Origin of the sequence: Arthrobacter sp. FW306-07-I (assembly GCF_021800405.1) — a bacterium.
Classification (GTDB): Bacteria; Actinomycetota; Actinomycetes; order Actinomycetales; family Micrococcaceae; genus Arthrobacter.
This window is the reverse complement of record NZ_CP084550.1, coordinates 1,841,673-1,859,259: the sequence shown is the minus strand read 5'-3', so window position 1 is coordinate 1,859,259 and position 17,587 is coordinate 1,841,673. Positions and strand designations below refer to the sequence as shown.

16 protein-coding genes are annotated in these 17,587 nt (G+C 66.4%); 5 read left to right on the top strand and 11 right to left on the bottom strand.

What is annotated here, in order from left to right:
- The 7 genes from LFT46_RS08500 to LFT46_RS08470 all read right to left on the bottom strand — a co-directional run bounded on the left by LFT46_RS08500 (position 1) and on the right by LFT46_RS08470 (position 10,633).
- Positions 1–978 carry an aldo/keto reductase gene (locus LFT46_RS08500; protein ID WP_236802088.1) on the bottom strand — a complete coding sequence of 326 codons (978 nt, stop codon included), beginning with the start codon at positions 976–978 and terminating at the stop codon, positions 1–3.
- Between the two features lie 9 nt (positions 979–987).
- Complete coding sequence (locus LFT46_RS08495; RefSeq protein ID WP_236802087.1) at positions 988–1,548, bottom strand: hypothetical protein; 561 nt, start codon at positions 1,546–1,548, stop codon at positions 988–990.
- Entirely contained in the window at positions 1,545–2,165 is a 621-nt protein-coding gene (locus LFT46_RS08490; protein ID WP_236802086.1) for a DUF402 domain-containing protein, read from the bottom strand. The genes LFT46_RS08495 and LFT46_RS08490 overlap by 4 nt, the downstream gene beginning before the upstream one ends.
- On the bottom strand, positions 2,162–4,135 hold the full coding sequence (gene dxs / locus LFT46_RS08485) for a 1-deoxy-D-xylulose-5-phosphate synthase (protein ID WP_236821821.1): 1,974 nt from the start codon (positions 4,133–4,135) through the stop codon (positions 2,162–2,164). The genes LFT46_RS08490 and dxs overlap by 4 nt, the downstream gene beginning before the upstream one ends.
- 142 nt (positions 4,136–4,277) lie before the next feature.
- Positions 4,278–7,091, bottom strand: coding sequence for an aconitate hydratase (locus LFT46_RS08480; protein ID WP_236802084.1), 2,814 nt, complete (start codon positions 7,089–7,091; stop codon positions 4,278–4,280).
- A 165-nt stretch (positions 7,092–7,256) separates the two neighbouring features.
- Positions 7,257–8,660, bottom strand: a complete 1,404-nt coding sequence (locus tag LFT46_RS08475) for a class I SAM-dependent RNA methyltransferase (protein ID WP_236821820.1) — start codon at positions 8,658–8,660, stop codon at positions 7,257–7,259.
- The gene (locus tag LFT46_RS08470; protein ID WP_236821819.1) at positions 8,657–10,633 is read right to left on the bottom strand and encodes an APC family permease; all 1,977 of its coding nucleotides are present in this window, start codon (positions 10,631–10,633) and stop codon (positions 8,657–8,659) included. Before LFT46_RS08470 ends, LFT46_RS08475 begins: the two co-directional genes overlap by 4 nt.
- Before the next feature lie 118 nt (positions 10,634–10,751).
- On the opposite strand from LFT46_RS08470, the gene LFT46_RS08465 reads away from it, so the two are divergent.
- Positions 10,752–11,426, top strand: coding sequence for a potassium channel family protein (locus LFT46_RS08465; RefSeq protein ID WP_236802081.1), 675 nt, complete (start codon positions 10,752–10,754; stop codon positions 11,424–11,426).
- Positions 11,423–12,178 (top strand): potassium channel family protein, encoded by a 756-nt coding sequence (locus LFT46_RS08460; RefSeq protein WP_236802080.1) that lies wholly within the window; start codon positions 11,423–11,425, stop codon positions 12,176–12,178. The genes LFT46_RS08465 and LFT46_RS08460 overlap by 4 nt, the downstream gene beginning before the upstream one ends.
- 93 nt (positions 12,179–12,271) lie before the next feature.
- Here LFT46_RS08460 and LFT46_RS08455 read toward each other — a convergent pair whose 3' ends face one another.
- The 4 genes from LFT46_RS08455 to dut all read right to left on the bottom strand — a co-directional run bounded on the left by LFT46_RS08455 (position 12,272) and on the right by dut (position 14,743).
- Positions 12,272–13,054, bottom strand: a complete 783-nt coding sequence (locus LFT46_RS08455; RefSeq protein WP_236802079.1) for a DUF3159 domain-containing protein — start codon at positions 13,052–13,054, stop codon at positions 12,272–12,274.
- The gene (locus tag LFT46_RS08450) at positions 13,051–13,359 is read right to left on the bottom strand and encodes a hypothetical protein (RefSeq protein ID WP_236802832.1); all 309 of its coding nucleotides are present in this window, start codon (positions 13,357–13,359) and stop codon (positions 13,051–13,053) included. The genes LFT46_RS08455 and LFT46_RS08450 overlap by 4 nt, the downstream gene beginning before the upstream one ends.
- A gap of 46 nt (positions 13,360–13,405) precedes the next feature.
- Positions 13,406–14,119, bottom strand: coding sequence for a DUF3710 domain-containing protein (locus tag LFT46_RS08445; RefSeq protein WP_236821818.1), 714 nt, complete (start codon positions 14,117–14,119; stop codon positions 13,406–13,408).
- 105 nt (positions 14,120–14,224) lie between these two features.
- Positions 14,225–14,743: a dUTP diphosphatase gene (dut, locus tag LFT46_RS08440; RefSeq protein ID WP_236821817.1), complete on the bottom strand. Its 519-nt coding sequence runs from the start codon at positions 14,741–14,743 to the stop codon at positions 14,225–14,227.
- A 151-nt stretch (positions 14,744–14,894) separates the two neighbouring features.
- On the opposite strand from dut, the gene LFT46_RS08435 reads away from it, so the two are divergent.
- The 3 genes from LFT46_RS08435 (at position 14,895) to LFT46_RS08425 (ending at position 17,567) form a co-directional block, all read left to right on the top strand.
- Complete coding sequence (locus tag LFT46_RS08435) at positions 14,895–15,383, top strand: DUF3093 domain-containing protein (RefSeq protein ID WP_236821816.1); 489 nt, start codon at positions 14,895–14,897, stop codon at positions 15,381–15,383.
- A 163-nt stretch (positions 15,384–15,546) separates the two neighbouring features.
- Positions 15,547–16,866 carry a septation protein SepH gene (sepH, locus tag LFT46_RS08430; protein ID WP_236802075.1) on the top strand — a complete coding sequence of 440 codons (1,320 nt, stop codon included), beginning with the start codon at positions 15,547–15,549 and terminating at the stop codon, positions 16,864–16,866.
- Positions 16,867–16,961: 95 nt separating this feature from the next.
- Positions 16,962–17,567, top strand: a complete 606-nt coding sequence (locus LFT46_RS08425) for a dihydrofolate reductase family protein (protein ID WP_236802074.1) — start codon at positions 16,962–16,964, stop codon at positions 17,565–17,567.
- Positions 17,568–17,587 lie beyond the last annotated feature (20 nt).

Genomic DNA, 17,587 nt, shown 5'->3' with positions numbered 1-17,587 from the left:
CTAGAAGAGCGCCACCTTGGGCACTGCGGGGAAGATCTCATCCAGGGCGGCGAGCTCGTCCGGGGTGGGGACCCAGTTGGCCGCTTCCGCGTTCTGCCTGACCTGCTCCGGCCTGGTGGCGCCGGCGATGACGCTGGCCACCGAGGGCTGGGCGGCGAGCCAGGAGAAAGCCACCTCAATTTCCGTCAGGCCGCGCTCCTTGGCGAAGGCGCTGTACTGGCCCAACTGGTCCCAGTCGGCGTCGTTCACCAGGTTGGTGCGGGTGTGGCTGAGGCGGGACCCCTCTGGCGCGTGGCCCGGCGCGTACTTGCCGGTGAGCAGCCCGTTGGCCAGCGGGAAGTACGGCAGCACGCCCAGGCCGAACTCCTCGGCGGCCGGGGTCACTTCGAGTTCGGCGCGCCGGTCCAGGAGGTTGTAGTGGTTCTGCGAGGAGATGAAGCGTTCAGTGCCCAGTTCCCGGGCCACGTACTCCGCCTGGGCAATCTGCCAGCCGGACCGGTTGGAGTGCCCGATGTAGCGGACCTTGCCGCTGCGGACCAGGGTGTCCAGCGCTGCCAGGGTCTCATCGATGGGAGTCAGCGGGTCCGGGGTGTGGAACTGGTACAGGTCAATCCAGTCGGTGCCCAGCCGGCGCAGCGAGGCTTCCACCGCCTCCATGATGTAACGCCGGGAGCCGCGGGCGCCGAAGTCCGGGCCATTGGCGCCTTTGGCGTCCATCCCAAACTTGGTGGCCAGGACCACGTCGCCACGCCGGGCGCCGAGGGCCTTGCCGAGCATGGTCTCGCTGAGGCCAGGTTCCCGGCCGTAAGTGTCTGCGACGTCGAACAGGGTGATGCCGGCGTCGAGGGCGGCATGGACGACGGCGTCAGTTGCGTCCTGCGACTCCGTGGCGGTGTTCGCCCGGCCCAGGTTGTTGCAGCCAAGTCCCACGGTGGAGACGGTAAGGCCTGATTTTCCGAGGCGGCGGTAACTGGTCAAGGCTGTCTCCTAGAGGCTGAAGCCGCCGGCGGGCTTGGCTGAGTGCTTGAGTTTGAAATGGTCCGGGTCATTGTAGGGAGCGGCACCGATGCTGAGCTTGGTGAAGTCCAGGTCCTCGCCGCGGATGCAGACCTTGATGGCATTGACCGCTTTGTTCACATCCGGGCACAGGCAGAAGATGTTGAGCTTGTAGTCGGTGAACTCGGAGCGTTCCACCGTGCCCAGGCCGCGCCATGCCAGGTGGCTGATCAGCGCGTCCTTGGCCTTCTGCTCCAGGTAGCGGTCCCGCTCCGTGCCTTCCTTGGTCTTGAGGGCGAACTGGGCCACCACCCAGGACTGCTCCTCATTGGGGATTTCGACGTAGCCGTCCTCGGCGCACTGGGCCGCGAAGGCGTCCAGGAGCGCGTCGGCAGCAGCGGCGTCGGGGACGTCGGTCTCCTCCGTCTTGCTCTGGTGCCCCACGGCACCGAAATTCATCACGAACTGGGAGTAGTCCTCGTCGAACCAGGCCTCCCTGAACTGGAGGGCGCCCTCGTCGTCGCGCTTGTAGACCCTGACAATGCCGCTCATATGTTGCGTCCTTTGGTAAACCAGTCGACGTCGGTGCCGTCGAAGGGCGCCTGCTGCGCCTTTACTGCGTGGTAGAGATCGTCCGCTGCGGCCTGGATGTCCTGGATCAGCCGCTCCGGGTAGTGCATGGAGACGCTGTGTTCCGCGAATTCGTCCTGGTCGTCGATGAAGACACCGCGGCTGTCGGTCCGGATAACGTCGAGGTCCATGTCGATCACATGGAACTCGGTCACGGTGGGACGGATGTGCGTCCACTCGTGGCCGACGGCGAGATCAATGTACACGCGGACGCCGCCCGGGTGGGCTGAGTCGTAGAACGTGGCCACCCAGTCACCCTGGCGCGGCACCAGCAGGACCGCGTCGGAGCGCGTGTAGAAGGCAGCGCCGGGGCGGGAGCAGAACTCGTTGGTGCCTTGGAAGATCCACCATCCGTGCTGGTCTTCGCCGATGTACTGCCCGGGCACCACCCAGTGGGCCTTCCCGTTCCACTTGCGGTTCCGGGAAACCACCAGCTGGCCCGGCTGCAGTCCGTTGGGGACCCTGGTCGTGGTGGTGTGCAGAACCGGTCCGGACTCCCCGGCAGGGCCGGGATACTTCAGTTCGTCCTCGTCCCTCACAGGATCGGAAGGCTGCCGGTGGTGGGGTGCTGCTGCCCGGGGAGGGGACGCGCAAACGGAACCTTCGTGCCCAGGACCTGCGCCACGACGTCGTGCGTGATCTGCTGGGCGGTGAGCCCGACACGCTCCAGCACCTGGTTGCGGGTGCCGTGGTCCAGGAACTCGACGGGCAGGCCCACCTCGTTCAGGGCGGTGTCCACTCCTGCCGCCCGCATTTCCTGGCGGATGCGGGAGCCCACGCCGCCGGCCCGGACGCCGTCTTCGATGCAGATCACCAGGCGGTGGTGTGAGGCCAGCGCAATGATGGAGCGGCGGACCGGGAGGACCCAACGGGGGTCCACCACGGTGGTGCTGATGCCTTGGGCGCCGAGCCGGTTGGAGACATCGAGGGCCAGCTCCGACATGGCCCCGACGCTGACGATCAGCACGTCATTTTCGGTGGAGCCGGAGGGACGGCGGGCCAGGACGTCCACGCCGTCGCTGAGCCGTTCCAGGGCCTCCACTGCCGGGCCGACGGATCCTTTGGAGAACCGCACCACGCTGGGAGCGTCACTGATGGCAACGGCCTCGCGGAGTTCCTCGCGGAGCCGGGTGGCGTCACGGGGCGCGGCCAGGTGCAGTCCGGGAACGATCTGGACCATGGCCATGTCCCACATGCCGTGATGGCTGGCACCGTCGGGTCCGGTGACGCCGGCGCGGTCCAGGACGATGGTGACGCCTGCCTTGTGGAGGGCGACATCCATGAGCAGCTGGTCGAAGGCGCGGTTCAGGAACGTGGCGTAGACGGCCACGACGGGGTGCAGCCCGCCGAAGGCCATGCCTGCGGCGGCGGTCAGGGCATGTTGTTCGGCGATGCCGACGTCGATGACCCGTTTGGGGTGCTTGGCTGCAAACTTGTGCAGGCCCACCGGGATCAGCATGGCCCCGGTGATGCCGACGATGTCGTCGCGTTCGTCGGCGATGGCGGCGATCTCGTCCGCGAACACCGAGGTCCAGGACTGTGCGCTGCCCGTGCCGGTGGGCTCGCCGGTTTCGGGGTCGATGATGCCGACGGCGTGGAACTGGTCGGCTTCATGGGCGCGGGCCGGAGCGTAGCCGTGGCCCTTTTCCGTCATCGCGTGAACGATGACCGGGCCGCCGTAGTTCTTCGCAGTGGACAGTGCATTCTCCATCGCCTGGAGGTTGTGGCCGTCCACGGGGCCGATGTATTTCATGCCGAGGTCCTCGAACATGCCCTGCGGTGCCCACCAGTCCTTGATGCCCTTTTTCATGGCATGCAGGCTCTTGTAGGTGAACTGGCCTACGGGGCCGCCGTTCTGCAGCCTCTTCTTCCACCAGTCCAGGGCGCCCTCGTAGGCAGGGGCGGCGCGGAAGGAGTCGATGGTGGGGCGAAGTGAGGCAAGGTAGTCAGCAAATCCGCCCACGGTGGGTGCATAGGAGCGGCCGTTGTCGTTGACCACGATCACCACGCGGCGCTTCTTGTCGGCTGCGATGTTGTTGATGGCCTCCCAGGCCATGCCGCCGGTGAGGGCGCCGTCACCCACGATGGCCACCACGTGCCGGTCACCTTCACCGATGAGCTGGCGGGCGCGGGAGATGCCGTCGGCCCAGGACAGGGACGATGACGCGTGGGAGCTTTCCACGATGTCGTGTTCGGATTCGGCCCGGGCAGGGTAGCCGGAGAGGCCGCCTTCCTGCCGGAGGGTGCTGAAGTCCTGGCGCCCGGTGAGGAGCTTGTGCACGTAGGACTGGTGGCCCGTATCAAAGACGATGCTGTCACGGGGAGATTCGAAGATGCGGTGCACGGCCAGCGTCAGTTCCACGACGCCGAGGTTGGGCCCGAGGTGGCCGCCCGTCTGGGAGACGTTCGTGATCAGGAAGTCCCTGATCTCCGAAGCCAGCTGTTCCAGCTGTTCCTCGGTCAACTCGTTCAGGTCCTGCGGATTCCGGATGGTGTCCAAGATTCCCAATGACCCCTCCTTCGGATGGTAGACGTGCCGTTTAACTCTAACGCCTCGGTTCGCAGGGCCGGACGTGGCTGAAAAGCCGAAGCCCCGGCTGGTCGGTGACCGGCCGGGGCTTCGGGAGGATGCTGCCTGCTGGCAGAGCCCGCTAGTTGGCGGAAATCTGGCGCAGCACGTACTGCAGGATGCCGCCGTTGCGGTAGTAGTCCGCTTCACCCGGGGTGTCGATGCGCAGGACGGCGTCGAACGTCTTCGATGAGCCGTCCTCGGCGGTGGCGGTGACCTTCAGGGTCCTGGGCGTGGTGCCCTCGTTAAGGGCGGTGACGCCCTCAACCGAGAAGGTTTCGGTGCCGGTCAGGCCCAGGCTGGCAGCGTTCTCGCCGGCCGGGAACTGCAGCGGCAGGACGCCCATGCCGATGAGGTTGGAGCGGTGGATACGCTCGTAGCTCTCGGCGATGACGGCCTTGACGCCCAGCAGCGCGGTGCCCTTGGCGGCCCAGTCACGGGATGATCCGGAACCGTACTCCTTGCCTGCCAGGACCACCAGCGGGGTGCCGGCTGCCTGGTAGTTCTGGGCGGCGTCGTAGACGTAGGCCTGGGGGCCGTCTGCCTGCGTGAAGTCGCGGGTAAAGCCGCCCTCAACGCCGTCCAGGAGCTGGTTCTTGATGCGGATGTTCGCGAACGTACCGCGGATCATCACTTCGTGGTTGCCACGACGCGAGCCGTAGGAGTTGAAGTCCTTGCGCTCCACGCCATTGGCCAGCAAGTACTGGCCGGCGGGGGTGTCGGACTTGAACGAACCGGCCGGGGAGATGTGGTCGGTGGTGACGGAGTCGCCGAGCTTCAGGAGCACGCGGGCACCGGTGATGTCCTTGACCGGTTCCGGCTGCGCCTGCATACCCTCGAAGTACGGGGGCTTCCGGACGTAGGTGGACTTCTCGTCCCAGGCGAAGGTGTCACCTGCGGGGGTGTCCAGCGCCTTCCAGCGGTCGTCGCCTTCGAAGACGCCCTCGTAGCCCTTGGCGAACATGTCCTTGTCGATCGAGGAATCGATGACCTGCTGGACCTCAACCGGGTTGGGCCAGATGTCCTTCAGGAAGACGTCGTTGCCTGCTTCGTCCTGGCCCAGGGGGTCGGCTTCGAAGTCGAAGTCCATGGTGCCGGCCAGGGCGTAGGCGATGACCAGCGGCGGGGAGGCCAGGTAGTTCATCTTGACGTCCGGGTTGATGCGGCCTTCGAAGTTTCGGTTGCCCGAGAGGACTGCAGTGACCGAGAGGTCGTTGGCCTGGATGGCCTCGGAGATCTCTGCGTCGAGCGGTCCGGAGTTGCCGATGCAGGTGGCGCAGCCGTAGCCCACGATGAAGAAGCCCAGCTTCTCCAGGTAGGGGGTCAGGCCCGACTTGTTGTAGTAGTCGGTGACCACCTTGGAACCGGGAGCCACGGAGGTCTTGACCCACGGCTTGGCAGTGAGTCCCTTCTCCACGGCGTTGCGTGCCAGCAGTGCGGCGGCCAGCATAACGGAGGGGTTGGACGTGTTGGTGCAGGAGGTGATCGAAGCGATCGACACCGCGCCGTGGTCCAGTTCGAATTCGCGGCCGTCGGCGGTCTTGACCGCTACCTTCTTGGAGGGGCGGCCATTGGACTTCGGTCCGTGGGCGTGCGGGGCTTCCTCGGAGAGGTGGGTGGCCGTGGCGGTGAACGACGGCGAGTCGGAGGCCGGGAAGCTCTCGTCGATCGCTTCGTCCAGGCTGCCGTCAGCGAGGTCCACCTTGACGTAGTTGCGGAGGTCCTCGCGGAACTGGGCCTTGGACTCGGAAAGGATGATGCGGTCCTGCGGGCGCTTGGGGCCGGAGATCGACGGAACAACCGTGGACAGGTCCAGTTCCAGGTACTCGGAGAACTTGATGTCGCGGGAAGGATCGTGCCAGAGGCCCTGTTCCTTGGCGTACGCCTCGACGAGGGCGACGTTCTGGTCCGGGCGGCCGGTGAGGCGCAGGTAGTCCAGGGTGACGTCGTCGATGGGGAACATGGCAGCGGTGGAGCCAAACTCGGGGCTCATGTTGCCGATGGTGGCGCGGTTTGCCAGCGGCACCGCGGCCACGCCTTCGCCGTAGAACTCAACGAACTTGCCCACCACGCCGTGCTTGCGCAGCATCTCGGTGATGGTCAGCACCACGTCGGTGGCGGTGGCGCCGGCGGGGATGCTGCCGCTGAGCTTGAAGCCCACGACGCGCGGGATCAGCATGGAGACGGGCTGGCCGAGCATCGCTGCCTCGGCTTCGATGCCGCCAACGCCCCAGCCCAGCACACCCAGGCCGTTGACCATGGTGGTGTGCGAGTCGGTGCCGACGCAGGTGTCGGGGTAGGCGCGGAGCGCACCGTCCACTTCACGGGTCATCACGGTGCGGGCCAGGTATTCGATGTTGACCTGGTGCACGATGCCGGTTCCCGGGGGAACCACCTTGAAGTCGTCGAATGCGGTCTGGCCCCAGCGCAGGAACTGGTAACGCTCACCGTTGCGCTGGTATTCGATCTCCATGTTGCGCTCCAGCGCCCCGGCGTTGCCGAAAGCGTCGATCTGGACGGAGTGGTCGATGACCATTTCGGCCGGTGCCAGCGGGTTGACCCGCTTGGGGTCGCCGCCCAGGTCCTTGACCGCTTCACGCATGGTGGCAAGGTCGACCACGCAGGGGACGCCAGTGAAGTCCTGCATGATCACGCGTGCCGGCGTGAACTGGATTTCTGTATTGGGCTCCGCATTGGGATCCCAGCCTGCCAAAGCGCGAACGTGATCGGCAGTGATGTTCGCGCCGTCCTCGGTCCTCAACAGGTTTTCAAGCAATACCTTGAGGCTGAACGGAAGGTTTTCTGCACCTTCAACGGAGTTCAACCGGAAAATTTCGTATTCGGTTCCGGCTACATTAAGTTTGCCTTTTGAACCGAAGCTGTCCACAGTGCTCATCGCAGGACTCCTCTCGCAACAGTTTCATCTTTGTCGCGCGGTTGACCGCCTGCTAGTTAGGACGCCCTAAGTAGTTACAGGGCCCGAAAATTGCACACGGCCGGCCGAGAATTCGGGCGCGACGTGGGACTACTACCGCCATCGTAGTCCAAAACCCCGGCCCCATCACCGACCCGGAGTAAGCAGCGCCACCGTCTCAAGGTGGTGGGTGTGGGGGTACAGATCGAAGGCGCGCAGGCCTACCAATTCCCATCCGGAGCGACGGAAGTAACCGAGGTCACGGGCAAACGACGCCGGGTCGCAGGACACGTATGTAATGGCGCGGGGCTGCGATGCGACCAGTTGTCCCACGACAGCCTTCCCGGCACCTGCCCGGGGCGGGTCGAGGACCAGGGCGTCGAAATTCCGCGGCTTTTGGCGCAGGACCCGCTCCACGCGGCCCTGCACCACCTCCACCTGCGCGGCGGAATGCAGGTTTTTCCGTGCGTCACGGCTGGTTCCCGGCGCCCCTTCCACGGAGAGCACGGACCCCGTCTCCCCCACCGCATCGGCCAGGACGGCAGTGAAGAGCCCGGCACCCGCGTAGAGGTCTGCAACCACCGCACCCGGGTGCAGGAAGTCCCCTTGCAGGGGGTCCCCTTGCCGCAGGAATTCCGTGACGGCCCCCACAAGGGCCCCGGGCGCGTCGCGGTGGATCTGCCAGAAGCCTTCGCCGGTTACGCGGTATTCGTGGCCGACGGCGGACTCCTGCACCCAGGTGCGTCCCCGGAGTTGGGTCACCTGCCCGGTCAGCGGATCAAAGGCAGCGACGGAGGCCTCATCCGGCACTTCCGCGGCGATGGCCCGCAACCGTTTTTCCTTGGTTCCGGGAGCCGGGGCGAGGAGCACCAGGGGGCGCGAACCGTTGGCGGGGGCGGCTACCTCAACGCGCTCCACCCCTTGCAGGTCCAGGTTCCACAGGCCCAGGCCATTGATTGCTTCGCTGGCCAAGGGCATCTCCCGCACGGGGATGATGTGGTCGGAGCGGTGGGCGTGCATCCCCAGCCTGCCGCCGGGGGTGACCGAGAAGCTGGCGCGTGTGCGCCACGCAAGGCCCGTGCCGCCGTCGTTCCTGTCCCCTACCGCTTCCACGCCACCCGTCCACACGGACGGCACCTGCTCGAAGCCGGCCAGCCGGGTGAGTTGCTCGGCCAGCACGTCCGCCTTGAGGCTGCGCTGCCGGGCCAGGGCGATGTGGCCGAATTCGGCGCCGCCAACCGGCGGGTGGCCATGGCTCCAGGCGCGCAGGGAATCGGCCGGACGCCAGAAGTGTTCCACCCGGTCCGGGGAGGCTTCCAGCACCCCGATGGCATCTGCGCGCCAGAATTTGGCGCCGTCCTCCGCATCGGTCAGCCGGACCCGGACCTTTTCGCCCGGAATGGCGTGGCGGACAAAGACCACGCGGCCCTCATGCCGGGCCACGCAGTGCCCGCCGTGGGCAACGGGCCCGACGTCGAGCACCGCCTCTTCACCGGTGTGGCCGGCCTCACCAACTTGGTGCTGGGTGGCTGTGGGCGTCCTGCTGGTCACTGCACGTCCTGGAGGTTCTTGGCTTCTTCGGATGATTTGAGCTGCCAGGGCACGCTGGCCACCATGACGCCCGGTTCGAAGTGGAGGCGGGTCTTGATGCGCAGGGCCGTCTGGTTGTGCACCAGCTGCTCCCACCACTTGCCCACGACGTATTCGGGGATGTACACCACGATGAGGTCCCTCGGGGAGTCCAGGCGCATCTGCTTGACGTAGTCCATGATGGGCGTAACCGTTTCCCGGTAGGGGCTGGCCAGGACGGTCAGGGGCACCGGGATTTCGAGCTTGTCCCAGTCGGAAATGGTGTGCGCCGTTTCCTCCGGGTCGATGTCCACCGTGATGGCATCAAGCCGCGACGGCCGGGAAGCACGGGCGTAGGCAAGGGCACGCAGGACGGGCTTGCGGACGTGCGACACCAGCAGGACCGCGTGCACCCGGGTGGGGAGCGCCCGCGGCGAGGAATCCTCATCCACCGCGAGTTCCTTGGCCACGTTGTCGTAGTGCGCCCGAATGCTCCACATGATCAGGAACAGGACGAACATGGCCAGCAGGGCGATCCAGGCACCCTGCTCGAACTTGGTGATGAGGACGATCACCAGCACCAGGCCGGTCATGCCGAAACCGATCGTGTTGATGGTGCGTGACTTCAGCATCCGCCGCCGCACAGCCTTGTCCTTGGCGAGTTTCAGTTCCCTTCCCCAGTGCCGGATCATGCCCAGTTGGCTGAGGGTGAAGGAGATGAAGACACCCACGATGTAGAGCTGGATGAGCTTGGTCACGTCGGCGTCGAACGAAATGATGAGCACCAGGGCGCCGGCGGCGAGGGCCAGCACACCGTTGCTGAAGGCGAGGCGGTCGCCGCGGGTGCGGAGCTGGCGGGGCAGGTAGCCGTCCTGGGCCAGGATGGAGCCCAGCACGGGGAAGCCGTTGAAGGCGGTGTTGGACGCGAACACCAGGATGACGCCGGTGGCGGCAACGACGATATAGAAGGGAATGCTGCCTGCGCCGAAGATGGTCTGGGCGATCTGAGAGATGGCAGGGTTCTGGACGTAGCCCTCCGGCAGCGGCTTCCCGTCCAACAGGAATTCCGTGGCGGGGTCCAGCACAATGTGGACCTTGGTGGCGTTGGCAAGATAGATGATGCCGGCCAGCATGGCTGCGCCGATGACGCCCAGGAGCAGCAGCGTGGTGGCCGCGTTCTTGCTCTTGGGGTGCCGGAAGTTGGGAACGCCGTTGCTGATCGCTTCCACGCCCGTGAGCGCCGCGGCGCCGGAGGAAAAGGCCCGGAGCAGCAGGAAGGCACCGGCCAGGCCCACCAGGCCCTGGTCGAAGCCCTCCGCCGGGACGATGGTGAAGGCCGCCGACGGCGCCTCCCCCAGCTGCCCTGTTGCGGCCTGGAACATGCCCACAGCGGTCATGCCAAGGATGGAGGCCATGAAGATATAGGTGGGGACGGCGAAGACGCTGCCCGCTTCCTTGATGCCGCGCAGGTTCACCAGGGCAAGGATGACGACGCCGATGGTCGCTATCACGGCCTGCTCACCATGCAGCGACGGTACTGCAGTGGTGAGGTAGGCGGCGGCGGACGACATGGACACGGCCACCGTCAGGACGTAGTCCACCAGAAGGGCCGACGCCACCGTCAGGCCGGCGAACTTGCCGAGGTTTTCATTGGCGATCTCGTAGTCGCCGCCGCCCGAAGGGTATGCGTGTACGTTCTGCCGGTAGGAAGCGACCACGGTGAGCAGCACCACCATGACGGCCAGGCCCACCAACGGCGAGATGGCCACGGCACTGACACCGGCCAGGGCCAGGGTCAGCAGGATCTCATCCGGAGCATAGGCCACGGAGGACAAGGCGTCGGATGCAAAGATCGGAAGTGCGATCTTCTTCGGGAGCAGGGTATGGGACAGGCGGTCGTTCCGGAAAGGGCGGCCCACCAGCACGCGTTTGACGGCGTTCAGTATTGTCAACACCCCACAAAGCTAGTCTGATTCGCGGGCGATGTCATGACGGGGCCGGGCCGGGCCGAACGGGGGCCATGCCGGTAGAGTTCTAGCTGCACGATCCTGACATACATAAAGAGGAGATACGGTGGCGCATTTCGTGATCATGGGATGTGGCCGGGTGGGGGCAACGCTGGCGCATACGCTGGAGGATGCCGGGCATTCCGTGGCCATCATCGACCAGGACGACCGCGCTTTCCGCCGGCTCCGCCAGGGCTTCACCGGCCGTAAGGTCACCGGAGTGGGCTTTGACCGCGAAACCCTCAAGCAGGCAGGAGTGGGCGAGGCCTATGCCTTCGCTGCCGTTTCCAGCGGCGACAACTCCAATATCCTTGCAACGCGGGTTGCCCGGGAAACCTTCCACGTGCCGCATGTCGTCGCGCGCATCTACGATCCCGGACGTGCTGAGATCTACCAGCGCCTGGGCATCCCCACGGTGGCCGCCGTCCGCTGGAGCGCGGACCAGGTGCTGCGGCGCATCCTTCCCGAACAGCACCTCGCGGGCGACTTCCGTGAACCGTCCGGACGCCTGGTCCTGGCCGAACTTGACCTCGACGCCGGCTGGATCGGGCACCGGATCAGCAGCATCGAAAAGGCCGCGGATGTCCGCGTCGCCTACCTCACCCGCTTTGGCGAGGGCATCCTTCCCGATGCCGGGACCGCATACCAGGACGGCGACACCGTGCACGCCATGCTGCAAGTGGACCGCAGCGCCCACATCGCCCAGGTCCTCGCCAAAGCCCCCGCCAAGGAGTACCAGTGAAAGTCGTTATCGTCGGCGCAGGCAGCGTCGGTTCATCCATCGCCCGGGAACTGCTGGCGCACAAGCACGAGATCCTGCTGATCGACCTCAAGCCCGAGGTGATCGGCCGCAGCGGCCTGCGTGGCGCCCATTGGCTGGTGGGCGATGCCTGCGAGCTTTCCACCCTGCAGGGCGCCAAGGTGGAGGACGCCGATGTGGTGGTTTCCGCCACAGGCGATGACAAGGTCAACCTGGTGGTGTCCCTGCTGGCGAAAACGGAGTTCGGTGTAGGCCGCACCGTGGGCCGGGTGAACAACCCGAAGAACGACTGGATGTTCAACGACTCCTGGGGCGTGGACGTCGCTGTCAACACTCCGCAGCTCATGACCGCCCTCGTGGAGGAGGCGGTGGAGATCGGCGACCTGGTCCGGCTCCTGACGCTGCAGACCGGGGTTGCGTCGCTGGTGGAATTCACCGTCCCGCACGATTCGCACGTGATCGGCATGACGGTGGGCGATATCCACTGGCCCGAGGACGCCACCCTGGTGGCCATCCTCCGGGACCAGGCACCCATCACCCCCAGCAGGGACGACGTGATCGACGGCGGCGACGAGCTCTTCTTCGTCACCACCATCGCCGCTGAGGACCGGCTCCGGGAGCTGCTCTCCTCTGCCCCCGGCAGCATCGACGCCGGCCACGTGCCGGCGGACAGCAGCACGCCCGCCGGCGCCAGCCACGGGCATGCCACGGACGACGACGGCTTCGACGGCTAGGTTTCCGGCGCCGCCTTTGGTGCCGGGTGCTGGGCGTCAGCCGACATTGGGTGCCGGCGCGGGGCGCGTTCTGGTGCCAGTTTCTTCGGTGGGTCAGCTTTCCTGGTCGGCTTCGGGTTCCGCCGGAGCCGGCCGGGTCACGAGCCAGGCCACCCAGATCCCGAGGATGTACAGGGGTGCACCCATGATCAACCGGGTGGTGGCGAGGGCGGCCAGGCCGTCAGTGCCCATCAGGTACAGGGGCACCTGCACGATGAGCCGGAGTGCCAGGACGGCAACAATGATCCAGGTGCCCAGGCGGTAGGCCTTGACGCGGTCCGGATCCTTGCGCCATTCCACGCCCTCATTCCGGATGAAGCCGAAGAGCAGTCCGGCCACAGGCCACTTGACTGCGATCGAGATAACCATCGCCAGGATGTAGGCTGCGTTGGTGAAGAAGCCCGGCAGGTAGAAGTCTTCGGCTTTGCCGGTGGTGTTGGCCAACCAGGCCGAAATGCCGACGCCTGCCACGCCGGCCAAGGCCTGGGTGAGGGGCCGGCGCTGGACCAGGCGGACAACAGTGAACACGGCCGCCGATGCCAGGGCCGCCACCAGGGACAACGTAAGTTCGCGGGTGACGGTGAAAGCCACCAGGAACACCAGGCCAGGAACAATGCTTTCGGCAATGCCCTGCACTCCCCCGGCGCTGCGCAGGACGTCCACGCGGCCGTCATGGGTGCGGTGGAGTCCGGCCTTGGCTGCATACTCTGCGGCCAGGCCGGCAACTGGGGACTGTCCTGCAACCGGGGACTGTCCTGCAGCCTGCGGCCTTCCCTCCTGCGGCCTCCCGGCGGGGCCTGCAGAGCCGTTCGGCTGCTCGGGCTGGTGCTCGCTCATTCGTTCTCCTGGCGGGACAGTATCTCGTAACGGGGATTGAAGATGGTGGGCACGTCCTTGCCGCGGGCCAGCATTCCCTCTACCCGGATCTCGGCGCCCGCTTGGATGCCCGGCACGCGCCGCCGGCCCAGCCAGACAACCCGGAGCCGTGGGGGCCTTCCGCGGCCCACCCCTGTAGCAGGGCGGCCAGCGTCGTCCTCAGTGACGATGGCGCTGAACTCGGGGGCCCGGTCGGCCGGAACGAAGGTCACTGATTCGATGTGCCCCTGGCAGAGGACACGTCCCCTGTCCGGAAGCTGCCGCAACGGCGTGAGGCCGCCACGTCCCGTGGCCGCCTCGTCGGGGTGGGAATCAGCCGATCTGGGTGATTTCTGGACCACGTTCGGGCTCCTCCAGGGTGGGCGCGGCGGGCGGAGGAGTAGTGGAGGCGTCCTTGGGCAGCCGCAGCTGCAAAAGATCACGCGGCGGCATGGGGCTGTCACCGCGAACCACCACAACCTGCCGGAACAGGGCTTCAAGCGGTTCCGCAGCGGGGCGTTCCAGTGCCGCAGGTCCACCCAGGACGCCGCGCAGGAACCAGCGGGGGCCGTCCACACCGATGAACCGGGCCACACGGTAGCCCTGGCTTCCGTCCGGGAGCCCTGCGGGAAGCTTGGCCACCAGTTCGGTACCGAATGCCCCTTCCACCTCTTCAACCTGGCCGCCCTGCGCACCGACCGACTGGCCGATCTGTTCGCGGATCTCGTCCCAGAGCGTCTCCGTCTTGGGGGCGGCGAAAGCCTGCAGCTGAAGGCTGGAGCCGTTCAGGTCAAGGGTCACTGCCACGACCCGCTGTGTTGCCTCTTCCACTTCGAGCCGGAGTTGAAGGCCCTCGCTCGGCGTGATCAGCAGGGCGCCCAGGTCCACGAAACCGTCGGTGCTGGTGATTTCGGACTCGTCGAACGGGCCGTGCTGGCGGCGGGCGTCGGGGGCGGGGGCGTCTTCGCCGGCCTCCGCGAGCGTCAGCTCTTCCACCGGCTCCGCCGGTTCGTCCTTCTTTGCTTTCCTGCCGAACCCAAAGACCATGGGTGACTCCTTAATTCTTCAAATGTGCCAGTTCTGAAACCTGCCGGCCGGGCCCTGGAGGTCCCGCCGTCGTGCGTGCTGGCGTGGCAGCGGGTGCAGCCGGGGTCAGGCCCCGGGTACGTTGAACCCGCCGGTGGAGCCGAAGCCCCCGGTGCCGCGCACGGATTCGCTCAGGTCACTGACAGGAATGAACTGGGCGTACTCCACCCGCTGGATGACCATTTGGGCAATTCTATCGCCGCGCCGCAGCTCTATCGGCTGGGTCGAATCGGTATTCAGCAGGGTTACCGAAATCTCGCCTCGATATCCCGCGTCCACGGTGCCGGGAGCATTGACGATCGTGAGGCCATGCTTGGTGGCCAGGCCGGACCGGGGGTGGATCAGCGCCACGAAGCCGTCAGGCAGTGCAATGGCCACGCCGGTGGGAACAAGCTTGCGCTCCCCGGGCAAGAGGACCACGTCCTCCCGGGCGCGAAGGTCGGCGCCGGCGTCGCCCGGATGCGCGTAGGAGGGGGCTTCCAGCTCCGGATCCAGCATCTTCAACTGCACCTGCAGGGTGGGGGCAGCAGCAGCGGGCGATGCTGCGTCCGGGACAAGGTCTACCGTTGCGGGATGATCAGTCACAGTCACTCACTCTAGCCCGCGCCCCCAAATCGAGCCTAGGCAGCACTTGGGCGCGGGGCTGTCCAGGGGCCGGCACGGGCGGCCGGGGCAGGGTTGCGGGAGCAGGGTGGCCCAAGGTGAAATACCCAGCCAAAGGTGGAAAGCTTGGGCTATGCCCGAATCAAGCCCGCACGCATCCGTACCAAGCACGCCCTCAGCCGGGGAGCCTGTTGTCTACAGGGAAAAACTGTGGCCCAACGCCTGGATCTGGATCATCGCAGCCGGCGTCTCCGCAGCGGGCATCCTGGTCTTCGCCCCCATCAGCATGGCGGCGGGTTACACGGCGGCGCTGGTGCTCTTCGCCATCATCACTGTCCTCCTGGTTCTCTCTACCCCCGCCATTACGGTGACCGGGGACGCGCTCACCGTTGGAAGGGCCACCATTGAACGCCGGTTTGTGGGCAGCGTGCAGCAGTTCACCGGCGGCGAGGCGACGGCCGAGCGCGGGACCCGGTTGAACGGCCTCGCCTACCTGTGCATCCGCGGCTGGATCGATCCCGTGGTGAAGATCGAGATCACTGACCCTGCCGACCGTACCCCGTACTGGCTCGCCTCCACCCGTCATCCGGATCAACTGACTGCGGCCCTGACGCGGCGCTGACGACCCCGGGATCCCGGCGCCGGGACCTCCGAAGTCCTGTGACCTCCCCCTTTATCCCTGGGGATACAGCGGAAAATGACGGCGCGCCCTGCTCCTTGAGCCAAATCCGCGCCTCCGAGTGGCAGAGTTTCGGTTGATAGTAATGCCAGGGTGGAGGATTTGTATGCAGGATCTACGGCTTGTAGGCGTGCACGACGACGGGACGCATGTCCTGTTGAGCGGGGCCGGCGGCGAGATGTTCCAGCTGCCGATCGATGAAGCACTCAGGACGGCCAGCCGGTCTACGGCAAAACCGCGCGCGGAACGGCCAGCTGTTCCCATGTCTCCCAGGGACATCCAGGCCCGCATCCGTGCCGGTGCCACCGCTGCGGACGTCGCCGAGTTGTCCGGGATGCCGTTGGCCAAGGTGGAGCGCTATGAAGGCCCCGTCCTGGCGGAGCGGGAGTATGTTGCCCAGCAGGCCCGGAAAGTGGAAGTTGCGGCGCCCTCCCCCGGCCACGACGTCTACCGGTCCGCCTTCGGCGACAACCCGGCGACCCTGGATGACATGGTGGCCCACCGCCTGTCAGCCCACGGCATTGACCCCGGAACCGTGGAATGGGATTCGTGGCGGCGCCAGGACGGCACGTGGACGGTCTCGGCAAGCTTCGAGGCCAAGCCCGGCGGGACGTCCGGAATCGGCGAAGAACCTCCGGCCCTGTGGACGTTCAACCCCGCACGGAAGTCGCTGCAGAACACCAACCGCTGGGCGCAGCAGCTGAGTGAACTTGAGCCGTTGGACGGTCCTGTTCCCGCGCGCAGGCTCACTGCAGTTTCAGACCGCCCCTTCGATTTCGAGACTGACGCTGATACGTCCAAGGCCTCTTCCGGTGCCCAGGCCGGCCCTGCCCAGGATGCCGGCAAGGAACCCGATGGCCTGCTGGACATGCTCCGGTCACGGCGCGGGCAGCGGCTGGGTGTGGACGAGGATTCCGACGACGCACTTGCACTGCTCCTCACGCATGGCGTACCGGCCGCGCACCCCCGTCCTTCCGAAGTGGCCGCCGAACCTGAGGCAGAGGAACCAGAGCCACGGGACGACCAGCGGGACGCGCCCGCGGCCCAAGGCGATTCCTTCATCCGGCGCAGGGACACCAGGCCGTCGATGCTTTCGAGGCTCAGCCTGCTTCCGCAGCACCGGGAGGGTCACGACGATGGTCTGCGGCTCCACGACGGCGTGAGCACAGATACCAGGGAAATCACCATTGCGGCGTCCCCGAAGAATCCCTCCGGTTCCGCAGCCGGCTCGGGGTCCGAGAATACTGGCGGAGCCGGGCTGGATGAACTGTTGGGCAGCAACCCGCGCCGCCCTGCCAAAGAGGACGACGCTGCACCTGCCACTGGGCAGCTGCCTGAGACCGAGGCACCGGAGCGCCCTGCCCGGCCGAAGCGGTCCAGCGTGCCGTCCTGGGATGAAATCGTCTTCGGCACCCGGAGCGACTAGGGCTTTTCCTCCCGCCGTAAGGGGTGTTCCTGCTGCGCTGCGTGCTACGATCCCCGCACGCTCTCGGTCAGAAGCTGCAAGTACGGAGGTTCCCTGTGTCGGACACTACCTGCCACATGTCCATGTCGCTGGACGGCTTCGTCGCCGGGCCTGACCAGAGCCGCGAAAACCCCTTGGGTAAGCGCGGGCTGGAACTGCATGGCTGGCACATTGGCGATCCTCGGGCCAACGATGCCGACGAGACCGCAACCGGATGGCTCATGCGCCCCCGGGGAGCGTATGTGATGGGCCGGAACATGTTTGGCCCTATCCGTGGCGAGTGGGATGGTGACTGGACGGGCTGGTGGGGGCCGGAACCGCCGTACCACGCTCCGGTGTTCGTGCTGACCCATTATGCGCATGACCCGATCCAGATGGAGGGCGGGACGCCTTTCCACTTTGTCACCGGGGGCTTCGACGCAGCCTATGCGGCAGCACTCGATGCCGCCGGCAGCAAAGGGGTGGACATCGCGGGCGGCGCCTCCACTGTCCGGCAGGCGTTGAAGGCGGGCGTTATCGACGAGCTCACCCTCGACATCGCGCCGGTTCTGCTCGGCTCGGGCGAGCGGATCTTCGACGGGATTGAGTCCTTCGACTTCGAACCTGTCGAGGTGCTACATTCCCCACTCGCCACCCACGTCCGCTACCGCCGGGTGGCCTAGCGAGAATTTGTGCTGCCGCA